This window comes from Pseudomonas migulae (assembly GCF_043225285.1).
GTDB lineage: Bacteria > Pseudomonadota > Gammaproteobacteria > Pseudomonadales > Pseudomonadaceae > Aquipseudomonas > Aquipseudomonas migulae_C.
The window spans coordinates 258,100-270,023 of record NZ_CP171224.1; the positions used below are offsets into that span (position 1 = coordinate 258,100).

Genomic DNA, 11,924 nt, shown 5'->3' on the forward strand with positions numbered 1-11,924 from the left:
GAGGGCAATCATAGCCCCGTGTTCCATGATTTTTTTTGTTCATTGACAGGTCACTGCTGCCGCCACCCTAACTCTTTGAAGCAGAACAAAATGATCGAACCTGAACGGATCGTCACCCTCTCACGGGAAGTGGAGTCGCTCGCGAATCGAGGCGTCAGCGATATACAAATGATCACGCGCCAGACTCGCTTGCTGGCCATCAATGCGTTGATCGAAGCGGCCCATGCCGGCAAGGCCGGGCTGGGTTTTTCGGTGGTGGCCGAAGAGGTCAAGAACATCTCAGAACGAATCTCCAAAATCGCCAGCGGGCTGACCGAAGACCTGCAAGTATCGGTCAATGAACTCACCGAACTCGGGCGCGGCATGTGCTTTGACGTACGCGGACAACGGCTGGCCGATCTGTCGCTGAACATGATAGAGATCATCGACCGCAACCTGTATGAGCGTACCTGCGACGTTCGCTGGTGGGCCACCGATGCTTCGCTGGTGAATGCGCTGACGAACCGGACCGCGGAGAACTGCACCCATGCCAGTGAACGGCTGGGCATCATTCTGGACAGTTACACCGTGTACCTCGACATCTGGGTGGCCGACACCAGCGGGCGCGTCATCGCGTCCGGCCGCGCGGACAGCTACGGCAACGTCATCGGTGCCAACGTGGCCGATGCGCCGTGGTTCAAGCAAGCGGTGCGGCACTCATCGGGCGACCAGTACTTCGCCGGCGAAGTGACCGCCGAACCGTTGCTTAACGGTGCGCACACCTGCGCTTTCAGCGCTGCCGTGCGCAGCGGCGCCGGCAAACAGACGCCCGTCATTGGCGTGATCGGGATTTTTTTCGACTGGAAAAACCAGACCGATTCAGTCATCAACGGTGTCCGCCTGAGCGACGATGAACGCTCGCGAAGCCGGGTGATGCTGGTCGACGCCAACCACAGGATCATCGCCAGCTCCGACACCCAGAACCCTCTGGGTGAAAGCATCGAGTTGCGGACCAAAGCCGGACAACCAAGCGGGTACAACACGCTGAGCAACAACGTCATCCAGAGTTATTCGATGACGCCGGGGTTTGAAACCTATCCGGGGATGGGGTGGCTGGGGGTGATCGAGCAGCAGTTGCCGTCGGTTGATGGGTGAGTTGCCCGACAGATAACCCTTAAGGGCCGCTCCTACAGTCATGCTGTTTGTACTGCGCCTGAAGGTAGGTGACGACTTAACGGAGCCGTCCTACGTCAAATATCGATTCTCCTGACATCGCCATCGGGTAGATCCACGCAAAGTCCTGTGTCTTGAAATAGACACAAGGAAATGTGGATGTTCAATGCCCTCAAGCCCGTCGTGTTCACACTCGACATTGAAGGTTTCCCCCGCGACCTTCAGGTACTCGAATTCCGCGCCAGGGAAGCGCTGAATCACCCCTATGAAGTCAAACTCGAACTGGTCGGTGAACGCCACGACCTGGACCTCGAGTCGCTTCATCATCGTCCGGCTTTCCTGCGCTTTGGCGCTGACGGTTGCGGTATCCACGGGCAAATCTATTCGATTGCCGAAGGTGATTCAGGCAAGCGCCTGACCCGCTACCAGATGACCCTGGTGCCGCACCTCGCCTACCTCTCCCACTGCCACAACCAGCGCATTTTTCAGAACCTGAGCGTGCCTCAGATCATTGCCAACGTCCTGAAGGACCGGGGCATGCAGGCGGACACCTGGCGCTTCCAGTTGAATGCCGAGTATCAACCCCGGCTGTATTGCGTCCAGTACGAGACGGACCTGCACTTTGTGCAACGGCTGTGTGAAGAAGAAGGCATGCATTTCCACTTCCAGCACAGTCCCGAGGGACATGTGCTGGTGTTCGGCGACGATCAGACCGGCTTTCTGAAACCGCAACGGCCGACCGCCTACCGGCAAGCCAGCGGCATGGTTGCCGAAGCGCCAGTGATTAATCAGTTCAAACTGCAGCTCAATACCCGCCCGACCCACGTCAGCCGCCGTGATTACAATTTCGAGAAACCACGGGTGCAACTCGACAGCGACTCGAAAAACCCGTTGTTGCCGCACCTTGAGGACTACGCGTTTCCCGGGCAATTCACCCATCGTGACCACGGCAAGCAACGGGTCGACAAGGCGCTTGAGCGCCACCGTGCCGACTACCAGCTGGCCAATGGACGCAGTGACCAAAGCGCGCTGCGCAGTGGTCATTTTGTCGAGATGACCGGGCATCCACGCCCCGAGCGCAATGGGCTGTGGCTGCTGACGCAGGTCGAGCATGTCGGCTTGCAACCCCAGGTGCTGGAAGAGCAGATTGCCGACTCCGCTTCACAGGATGGTTTCAGCCAAGGCTACCGAAACCATTTCGCCGCCACACCGTGGGACGTGACGTTCCGGCCCGCCCTTGAACACCCCAAGCCCCGGATGAAGGGCAACCAGCACGCGATCGTCACGGGCCCGCCCGGTGAAGAGATTTACTGCGATCAGTACGGCCGGGTAAAAGTCCAGCTGCTCTGGGACCGCGACGGCCAGCACAACGAACAATCCAGTTGCTGGCTGCGTGTCGCCACAGGCTGGGCACATGACCGTTACGGCAGCGTGCAGATCCCGCGAGTCGGGATGGAGGTGCAGGTCGGCTTTACCGACGGTGATCCGGACAAACCCTACGTCCTGTGCTGCCTGCCCAACGCTTCGACCCCGGTGCCGCTGGATTTGCCCGCCGAACAAACCCGCAGCATTTTTCGCAGCCAGAGCAGCCCCGGCGGTGGCGGTTACAACGAACTGCTCATCGAGGACAGAAAAGGCGCCGAGGAGATCGCCCTGCGTGCCCAGCGCGATTTCGTACAACACGTTCTGAACGATGAACGCGTTCAAGTCGACAACCAGCGCAAGGTAACGGTCGGCGGCACAAGCAGCCATGACGTGCGCGGCGACGAGCACCACTTGACCCACGGCAACCGCCTGACCGAACTGAAACAGGATGACCACCTGCTGGTCCTTGGCGACCAGCAGGTTCGCGTCGCCAATCAACGGCTCAGCGCCACGCAACAGCTCCACTTCAGCGCCGTGCAACAAGTCGTCATCAATGGCGGGACGCACCTGGGACTGATGGGTGGCGGGCAATGGCTGGTGTTGGGGCCGGAAGGCATTTTCAGCAGCGTGCCGATTGTGCAGGGCGGTTCACCGCCCGTGAGCCTGCCGGCGGAGCCATTGATGCCAGGCGCCCTGCCCTTGCTGAAAGTGACGTTCGATGCGGCGCGCCAACGCCATGCACTGATCTCAAGCCGTACCTCGCGGTGCCTGATTTGTGAGGGCGTGCACGCATGAATCCCTCGACTTCCCTGCCAGCAGACCTGCCCTGGGACGAACATCAGGCCTACGTGTTGCTGGACGGCGCGACCCTGAGCCACTTGCCGGAACGCCTCAAACAACTGAGCCCCGCGGCCTGCGCCCTTGCGCTGTATGACTGCGCACCCTTTACCGCCCTGCGCGATATCTCGCCGATGCTGGTGGCGATCCCTCATCCCGACGACCCGATCTTTCAGTTCTATCTACAACAGGCCGACGATGAATCGGGTGTTTTGTTGTTCAGCTCGGCGTCCGCCCATGAGGTGGCTCAACACTTGCGCCAACTGCTGACGGTCGAGCTCCCCGAAGGGCTGCCGGTAGTCCTGCGCCTGGCCGATGCGGCCGTGGCTCATGCAATGTTCGGCAGCGGTGATCAGCGGCTGTTCGGCCCCGTTGCCTGCGTGGTGTCCGCCGATAGCGTCGACGCCAGCTGGCACCGTCATCAACCCCTGCGGCTCCCGTCTCCGGAGTTGTCAGCGCCCTATCGCTTGAGTCCTGAACTGAATGAAGCGCTGGACCGCGCAGACCGGCGCCGCGCGCTGCTCGAACTCGATGCGCATTTGCTCACGCATTTTCCCGACCGCCATGCCGGCAGGACCGTGGCCCAGCGCTGGCCAAGGCTGGAGCAATTGGAAGCAGAGGCTAACGCTCTGGGTTTATCCAGCCAGTCCGAGCTTTTTTATTACGCCAACCTCATGGCCTGGCTGGATGGTACTGCGCTCGAACAACACCCGGCGATTGCCCAACTGTTGCACTCGCCCTCACTGCAACCACCCGGCGAGCGCGTGGCGTTGGCTGCCGAGCTGGCCCACCGTTCGGCCATTCAACGGGGGTACTCATGACCCATCCCGCCAACCTCGCGGCCGCCGCCGCTTCCAAAACCGCCATCGGCTCCCCGGGTGCCTGTCCCTTACGCAAATCCCACGTGCAGTTATTGCCGTTGCGCTACGGCCTGGTGGAAAAACCTCTCGACCCGAGCGCCTCCCTGACACTGCCCTACGCCCTGACTGCCCGCCCGCTGGGCATCCGTTTGCTGCGCGAGGGCTGGTTGTACGTCATCGACAGCGCCAGCGGCGAACTGCATGAGTACCAGGTACGCGACGGCCTGGTCAGTGCCCTGCTGCACAAGGGCAAAACCGTCGACACCGATCAGCGCACGCCCATCGAGGAGCGGCCGGCGCTGGTGTTTTCACGGCGCAGCACGCTGTATGTGAATTTCGCGGAAGTGCAATGGACGGCGGCCAAATGCGCCCAAGTGCTTGACCGTCGCGAGGAGCGCGAGCACTTCATGCAGGTCGTCGAGCTGGGACCGGTGGATTGTGAAAACGGGGGCGCGCATTTGCTCACGGTCGCGCAGGGCCAGCAGTGGCTGGCGGAGGTGGCCAGCGGTGCGGCGGGACAGTCTCAGCCTGATGCCGTTTCGTTGCCGACCGTGCAGGTCAGCGACGCCCCCGAGCATGAACGTGAACCCTATGTGTGGGAACAACCGCGGCGCTTTCGCGAGGCGCACATCGGCGAGTTGCTGGGGCGGGTGCGCGGGCCTTATCAGGACGACACGCTGTTTCTGGTGGTACAGGATGACCTCGGCGTGCTGCGTGATCTGGCCGAATATCAGGACACCGTGGTCGGCTGGGTCGATGAATGGATCAACACCGGCACCCACGAACGGGACTACCTGCTGGCCTGTTACATCGAGTCCCTGAGCCGGCTCAGCGCCGCAGACATCGGCCAGTTGGCCAAGGCGGACCACACGCCGGCGGTGCAGGCGTTGTTCGCCGATCTGGAGCAACTGCCCGAGCCGGATCGCGAATACACCCGCCAGGCCTTGCTGGATTACCTGAACAAGGGCGGCAAGGTCGAGCCTTCGGGCGTGCCGGCGCCTCCAGAGCTCGAGCAACTGCGCAAGGCCGCCCATGCCGAAGCGTTCGAATTCGCCCGCTACCAAGGCGCCACCCCCGACTTCACCGCGCACCGCCGCGCCAGTGATGAGGCGGACCGGCGTTATTACACTCGCGAGCATTTTGAGGGGACGCCTGACGCGTTCGTCGAACGTCACCTGGAGACCGTGATCAAACTCGGCCACGAGCACAACCAACGCATCATCGCGGTGCTCGAAGGCTCCAGTTTCAGTGGCAAGCGCGGGGTCAATGACCTGATCGACCGCCCGGCCATGGACGCGGCGCTGGATCGGCATCGTGACGACCTCAGCCGCTGGAACCGCATGCTCGATCACCTCACCGCCGACCGCACGATGCTGGTGGCGACCGGTCGCTTCCACCGCTCGGCCTGGTATTACGACGCGCAGGATCAACAGCAACTGCACCAGGCCTTCGCCGCGGAATACGCCTGCCTAAAGGACATCTGTCGCAGCGACCACGCCAGCGAGATTCTGCTCGGCTATCTGGAAAAACACCCGGAACTGACCCGGCCGCTGTTCTACACCTTGCCCCTGCGCCTGCAACCGGAGAAAACCGCGCAATACGCCACGCTGTTCAACGCCGGCCTGGGCGTGTTCAACAACCTGCCGCACTGGCTGGCCGAGCTGAAGAATATCGAACAGCCGGGGCTGCCGGCGCTGGATGACTTGCCCGACCCCACCCGCGCCGTGGCCGACGCCGTCCAGCACAGCCTGAGCCCCGCGCTGAACCTCGGCCTGAGCCGGGCGCTGGAAGGCTTCGACCTGACCGGCGAGAAAATCCCCGACCTCGACGAACTGTTCCGGCAACTGCCCAAGACCTTGTCGGGACGCCTCCTCGACGCCGCAAAAACTACCGGCGTGACCTTCACCGTCGCCAGCCCGGCGGAACACGCGGCGCTGCAAACCACCCTCAAGGAACTGCTGCGCGAACGCGACTACCTGAACACCCTGACCCGCGAACGCAACCAGCTGACCCACAACAAAAACCGCCAGGGCCATAAGACGCCGCGGGCGGTGGAGTTGCAGGGCGAGATCGTGCGGGTGCGCGGGCAATTGACCCAGCTTGAAGGACGCCTGGCCGGGGCGCTGAGCCCGATTGCCGAGTTGCCGGATCAGTCGGTGCGGCTATACGGCGCCACGCCGGCCCGGGCGGGCGTGACGGCGGTGTTTCCGCCGGCGCAGCAACTGGAGGTGCGAAGTTTGCTGAAGGACATTCGGATCGGGGTGAGCTCGGTGCCGAATGGGCAGTTGATTCGGAGCGAGGGGATGGGGTTGTTGGTGTTTTTGGTGCAGGGGGTGAATTTGGTGGCGGTGTATCGGGAAATGATGAATCAGACCAGAAACCCCAAGAAACGGGCTGAATTCTTCGGAGCGCTGACTGCTACGGGGGCGGCAGGATTTACCGCGGCGCAGAGTCTGGCGGATACCGCTCTGAAGGCGCGTAGCGCTGAGCTCGTGGCGGGGCTTCAACACCGTGCGTTGCAGAATGTGCAGGTGTCGATGGGGAAGATGCACATTGGCTTAGGTCTTTTTACCTACGGTTTTGGTTTTCTTGCTTCAATGTCCAGCCTGATTTCCCAACAGCAGAAGTGGCAGCAGGCGATACGTTCCGGAGATCGTGCCGAACAGACCAGCGCAGTACTTGCCACTTTGGGGGCAGGTGGCATGACGGCTGCTAACGCCTACGGCCTAAGCCACACCGTACACGCCACCTTCAAGGTAGTGACGGCGCGGAGTGCCGAAGCCCGAACGGCTGCCTGGGCTGCGGCGGGAACACGTTTGTCCACGGTGTTTTTTCGCTTCAACCTGGCCGGTGCCTTATTCACCGTACTGGAGCTTGGGGGCACCTGGCTCTATAACCGCTACAACCTCAGCGCCCATGACAAATGGCTGAAAACCACGCCCTGGAGTCTGGATGCCGATCATCGTGGCAACCACACTCTGGATGAATATCGGCGCTATCTGGACTATTTGCTCAACGCACCGTATGCACAACTGGGTCCGAACGAACATGACTCGTGGCTGAAAAACCTGCTGTTGAAAGCTAAGCCCAGCGACATACATCTGGTCCTGCCCAATTTCAATCTCAGCGACTTCCAACCGCCTCTCAGCGGCAAACCGATTCGTCGTCTGGGGATCGGGGCCCGCCTTCTTTCCGTGCCCCTTCACAGCCGTGGTGTACCGCAAGAACGCAAGGAAGTGATCAGCGATGAGGTAGTGGCGAGTCTGCGCCTCGTGCAGGCAGCACCAGACCGGCTGGTGCTGTGCCTGCGCTACCCACTGAATCCGGACGCCGAGTTTACCCCGGCGGTTGAAACGCTGGAGCTGGCGGTCTGTGTCGAGACCCTGAACGCCAAAGGGGTGTGGGAGCCACGGACCCAAGTCATTCGGATCAACCCTCGCGGTACAGGGCGTTTCCCGGTACTGCCGCCTCAATCCGTCAGCGAATATCCACCGTTGCTGCTAGTTGAAACCCATTTGCTGGAGATGGCTGACCATGCCCACCAAGAGTGATGTTCCATTGCCCGACCCGGTTCCCGCGCCGACCCGCAACGCCGGTGATATCGAGCCGTTCCCGAGCGGCAAGATCACTTATCTCGCGCCGTTGCCCCTGCCGACCGCCATGCCACCGCATGGTCCTCACATAGGGGAACTCAATGACGTGTACATGGACTTCGGGCTGGGGTCACCGCAGATATTTTCATGGCAGGCCATTCTAGGTGGGCCATTCAGTATCACCTTCTCGATTGTATTTTTATTTCCACTATTCACTGGTTTTCTAGGACTGATTTTTGGTTACGGCTGGGTAGATATATGGGGATCAATGGTCGGAATGTTTGATGAAAGCCGAAAAAACGCCCTCGTAAGCGGCCCCTTAATACTATTTATCGGCCTCGCCGTCTGGCACCACAACCACAAAAAACGCCTCAGCATCATCCCCACCCGCTTCAACCGCCAACGCCGTGAAGTCTGCTTCATGCCCGAGAACGCCACCGAACCCGTCTTCGTCCCCTGGGAATCCCTCTCCGCCTGGATCATCGAAGCCCAGGGCGCCACCCAATACGGCATCCACCGCCAGTACGGCATGGGCATCGGTTTCCAGCATGGCGAGACCCTGACCAGCGTCGAATTCCCCTGCTTCGGCCTCTCCCTCGCCATCAGCCACTGGGAAGCGATCCGCGGCTACATGGAGTACGAAATCCACGACCTCAAATCCATCCAGGACCTGCAAGACCTGCAAGGCCCCGACGACCCGCCCCACGAAGGCCTGCACACCTTCCGCAACGCCCGCGCGCGGCTGCACCGGGAAATCCGCGACGGCCAGCGCCATTGGCTATCGGGATTTTTCTGGTACCTGTTCCACGTCATGACGCTGTGGACGATTCCCAACCACCTGGTCGAATGGGAAGTCCGCCGCCTGCAGAAAATCGGTCCGCACGCCATGCCCGAGGTCATGCGCGAATGGTCCGAGTCATTGCCAAAAGAGCACTGGGCCAAACCGAGCGAAGAGCTGGTGCGCATGAGTGCGCAGGTTCGCGCCTTGCACAAACGTCATCCCCGTCGGCCGATCACCGAGATTTTTGCGGACGTGCAGCGTTTGAATGCCACGGGCAAGCAGCGCGCATGAGTGCTTGTTTCGCGGCCGATGGCTTACCCCCTCAGTAAGCCATCCGCGACTGCCCCCGAAAAAATTGCTTCCACCGGACCAATGAGAAAAACGGGCCCCTTGCCCTTCCACTCGACAGTCACGGTCCCCCCATCACACTCAACCTCAACACTCTCATCCAACAATCCACGCCGAATCCCGTTAACAACCGCACCACAACAGCAAGAACCTGACCCCAGCGGAATACCGCCCCCACGCTCCCAGATGCGTAACCGGATGTGCTTGCGGTCAATGACCTGAACGAAATGCACGTTGGTTTTGAGGGGAAACAGCGAGTTGTTTTCAATGCTCGGGCCGACAGTCGCGATATCAATCGCTGTCAGGTCGTCCACAAAATAGGTGCAGTGCGGATTGCCCATGCTGCACGCCGCCGGGCCACCCTCAAGGGGCAACACTGTCGTGTCCAGTTCCCGAGCCAGGGGAACATCCGACCAGCCCAGAAGTGGCTCGCCCATGCTGACCGAAATGGCGCCGGTCGCGGTTCGTTTGCACGTCAGCAGACCACGGTTGGTCCGCAGCACAACGGACGTCACACTTGCTTCGCGCATCAGCCTGTCTGCCACGCCCCGCGTGGCGCTGCCGCACGTATCCAGCGGGGAGCCATCGGCGTTCCAGAACACCACGCGCGCCGCGGCGTCTTCGCAGTCGAGCAGCACCGCGAGTTGATTGAAGCCGATACCCCGGTTGCGATCGCCCAGTCGCCGAGCGATGGCACTGGTGACCGGATCGGCGGCGTTGCGCGCGTCCACGACCACGAAGTCATCGCCATTGGCGTGCATCTTGTGAAAACTAAAGGGCATCTGCAGATCCTTGCGACGAGGCATGAGGGAAGGATCTAGCCCCAATCACATGGCTTTTTCAAGCTGGCCGCGAATAAGGCTCGATCACCCCACACCCGAGCACTTCACTCAGCCGTTGGCCATCGCTCATCCGGCGAAACAACCCCGGTGTCTGCCATGGTGCATCACCGTCGATGTTCGCGGCGCCCAACCCGGCCAGCACATCGGCGATCAGCACCGAGCGTGTTTCGAACGAAATGCGCGTCAGGCAGGTGCTATTGCCGACACCGGCATGGGCATGGGCTCCGGAAAAGGCGATGAGGCTGCCAGGCTCAATCTCGACCGCGATCCCCTCCTCCGGAGCGATCGTTTCCAGCAGGTGCGGGATGGCCTCGTCGGCGTTTACCGCATTGCGTCCGTGCTGATGGGAGCGCTGGAGAATCTCGCGCATGTCGAAGTCGGCACTCGAATTCCGCAGCCGCCGTTGCCAGAGTCCGGGATACAGGGCAAACGTCCGGCCGGTCGAGACCGGATAAACCGGCGCCCACCAGTTGGTCTGCGCGTACAGGTTCGAGCCCCATGTGTCGCGATGGAAAGCGATGGTGGCCGTGGTGCGGGCGCGCGGGGTGAATTGCGCGGGTTCTCGATGGGGCTGGAAACGCAGGTGCAATCGATCGCACGCCAGCGTTTGCGGGGTAAACCCGAGATGTTCGATGACCGCCAGCCACAAGCACCGGACCTCGCTCGACTGAGCGAAGGCGTTCTGGCATTGGGCGAACACGAGCGTCTGCTGCTCGTGGTTCAAATGGCGATGGATGTGCTGTGGCAGCCAGGGATGCAGCGCGTCTTCGAGCATTTCGCGGGTGAATGCGACCAGCGCGACCATGGGCGGCAAACCCGCCGCAAGAATGATCTCGCCCGCGTATATACGGTCGTGGAACTGCCGAGGGGTAACTGGGAGGTCAAGCGGGCTGTACATGACCGGAGGTTCCGTGAAATGGCGCCCTCGACTTTAGATCCACACCCTTCGTGGTGAAAGCGGCAGATCAGGCAGAAAAATACGGATCAGTGCCGTCGTCATGACGGCAACAGATCCAGTGTGCGCTCCACCTCTTGAATGTCGATCCTGAAGCCATCGCCCTCTGGCGTGCCGACCACAAAGGAAAAATTCTGCTGGTCGCGATCGGTGAGGAATTTGTAGTAGCTGACAAAACGGTTCGGTGGCTGCAATACCAGCAACGAACCACCCCGCTGCAGTACGTTGACCCCATGTACCAGCTGGCTGCCTTCGACGCCGATCACCACCCGCGCGCCGGCACAGGCCGCCACGATGGTCGGCACGTCGGATTTCAAAGGATCGAGTACGCGAATGCCCCGGGTTCTGCGCAGATGCTCAGCGAGCTCGAGTTCGTTGCGCAACAGGCGCAAGTCACCGTCACCGCCACGGAGAATGAACACGCCGGGGTGATCGGCGTAGGTCACATGGGACAACAGCTTTTCGCCCATGGCGCGGTAACGCTGATGCCTGCTTTGATTGTTGCTCGTGTCATCGAACAGCACGAGTTGGCGAAAAAACGCGCCGTTCAAGCGGAACGGTTTCATGTCCAGCCACTCCTCATACGCGAGGGTCTGGGCAGAGACAGGAAATCGGGTGGAGGGCGCGGTGGTCACCGGGACGCCTTCATCACACGCCAATGGATAGGTCGGAAAATCTTCCATCAACCGTGTACCAAACCAGGTATTGCCGTTTTGCGTGCAGTAGACGGCCCCGCGCTCGATTTCGTGCTCCACGATGATCCGCGGAAACGTAGTGGGCTTGAGCGACAGCCAGAAACTGGCGTTGTCCTTGTAGAGCGCGCCATCGACCAGCCACACGTCCTTGAGCAAGTAGCCGCGAGTCGGACCTTGAATCAGAGCACCCAACCCTTCCATCGTGCGCGAGGGATGTTCGGACGGAAAAAACCGCTTCGCTTCCCAGCCCGTCACACGCTCCATTTGATTGGGCAGGAAGAATGCCGGTGGCGAATACGAAGGACCACCCGGCGCAACCTCCCAGCATTTCACCGCCAGGCTTTTCAGGTTGACCTCGGCCTGGTGCGCCAGCCTTTTCCGCGCCATGTACCGATACGCGGCAAGGGTCCATTTCTTCCGGTTGCCCGCGGTCAATGTGCTTGTTTCGGCGACGTCGCTTTCCATGAAATTCCTCCCAGCAGGACAGAGTCGGTCA

General features: G+C 61.1%; 8 protein-coding genes. 5 read left to right on the forward strand and 3 right to left on the reverse strand.

The genetic code is table 11. The annotated features are described in order from the left end of the window. Positions 1-90 precede the first annotated feature (90 nt). From ACF6ZU_RS01270 to ACF6ZU_RS01290, 5 genes are all read left to right on the forward strand, one after another. Positions 91-1,134 (forward strand): methyl-accepting chemotaxis protein, encoded by a 1,044-nt coding sequence (locus tag ACF6ZU_RS01270; RefSeq protein WP_392890115.1) that lies wholly within the window; start codon positions 91-93, stop codon positions 1,132-1,134. A 177-nt stretch (positions 1,135-1,311) separates the two neighbouring features. Further along, positions 1,312-3,312 carry a type VI secretion system tip protein VgrG gene (locus ACF6ZU_RS01275; RefSeq protein WP_392890116.1) on the forward strand — a complete coding sequence of 667 codons (2,001 nt, stop codon included), beginning with the start codon at positions 1,312-1,314 and terminating at the stop codon, positions 3,310-3,312. Then, positions 3,309-4,175, forward strand: a complete 867-nt coding sequence (locus ACF6ZU_RS01280) for a DUF4123 domain-containing protein (protein WP_392890117.1) — start codon at positions 3,309-3,311, stop codon at positions 4,173-4,175. The genes ACF6ZU_RS01275 and ACF6ZU_RS01280 overlap by 4 nt, the downstream gene beginning before the upstream one ends. Continuing rightward, positions 4,172-7,765, forward strand: coding sequence for a toxin VasX (locus ACF6ZU_RS01285; RefSeq protein ID WP_392890118.1), 3,594 nt, complete (start codon positions 4,172-4,174; stop codon positions 7,763-7,765). The genes ACF6ZU_RS01280 and ACF6ZU_RS01285 overlap by 4 nt, the downstream gene beginning before the upstream one ends. Continuing rightward, positions 7,749-8,879 carry a hypothetical protein gene (locus tag ACF6ZU_RS01290; RefSeq protein ID WP_392890119.1) on the forward strand — a complete coding sequence of 377 codons (1,131 nt, stop codon included), beginning with the start codon at positions 7,749-7,751 and terminating at the stop codon, positions 8,877-8,879. The genes ACF6ZU_RS01285 and ACF6ZU_RS01290 overlap by 17 nt, the downstream gene beginning before the upstream one ends. A gap of 23 nt (positions 8,880-8,902) precedes the next feature. On the opposite strand, the gene dapF is transcribed toward ACF6ZU_RS01290, so the two are convergent. The 3 genes from dapF to ACF6ZU_RS01305 all read right to left on the reverse strand — a co-directional run bounded on the left by dapF (position 8,903) and on the right by ACF6ZU_RS01305 (position 11,893). Then, positions 8,903-9,718 carry a diaminopimelate epimerase gene (gene dapF, locus ACF6ZU_RS01295; RefSeq protein ID WP_392893998.1) on the reverse strand — a complete coding sequence of 272 codons (816 nt, stop codon included), beginning with the start codon at positions 9,716-9,718 and terminating at the stop codon, positions 8,903-8,905. A gap of 58 nt (positions 9,719-9,776) precedes the next feature. Further along, positions 9,777-10,676: a hypothetical protein gene (locus ACF6ZU_RS01300; protein ID WP_392890120.1), complete on the reverse strand. Its 900-nt coding sequence runs from the start codon at positions 10,674-10,676 to the stop codon at positions 9,777-9,779. Between the two features lie 98 nt (positions 10,677-10,774). Next, a complete protein-coding gene (locus tag ACF6ZU_RS01305) occupies positions 10,775-11,893 on the reverse strand; it encodes a glycosyltransferase 61 family protein (protein ID WP_392890121.1) in 1,119 nt (372 codons plus the stop codon). Positions 11,894-11,924 lie beyond the last annotated feature (31 nt).

Excerpts from the sequence above, each read along its gene's own strand:
- ACF6ZU_RS01270 (WP_392890115.1), top strand. The coding sequence starts at position 91 with ATGATCGAACCTGAACGGATCGTCACCCTCTCACGGGAAGTGGAGTCG.
- ACF6ZU_RS01275 (WP_392890116.1), top strand. The coding sequence starts at position 1,312 with ATGTTCAATGCCCTCAAGCCCGTCGTGTTCACACTCGACATTGAAGGT.
- ACF6ZU_RS01280 (WP_392890117.1), top strand. The coding sequence starts at position 3,309 with ATGAATCCCTCGACTTCCCTGCCAGCAGACCTGCCCTGGGACGAACAT.
- ACF6ZU_RS01285 (WP_392890118.1), top strand. The coding sequence starts at position 4,172 with ATGACCCATCCCGCCAACCTCGCGGCCGCCGCCGCTTCCAAAACCGCC.
- ACF6ZU_RS01290 (WP_392890119.1), top strand. The coding sequence starts at position 7,749 with ATGCCCACCAAGAGTGATGTTCCATTGCCCGACCCGGTTCCCGCGCCG.
- dapF (WP_392893998.1), bottom strand. The coding sequence starts at position 9,718 with ATGCCCTTTAGTTTTCACAAGATGCACGCCAATGGCGATGACTTCGTG.
- ACF6ZU_RS01300 (WP_392890120.1), bottom strand. The coding sequence starts at position 10,676 with ATGTACAGCCCGCTTGACCTCCCAGTTACCCCTCGGCAGTTCCACGAC.
- ACF6ZU_RS01305 (WP_392890121.1), bottom strand. The coding sequence starts at position 11,893 with ATGGAAAGCGACGTCGCCGAAACAAGCACATTGACCGCGGGCAACCGG.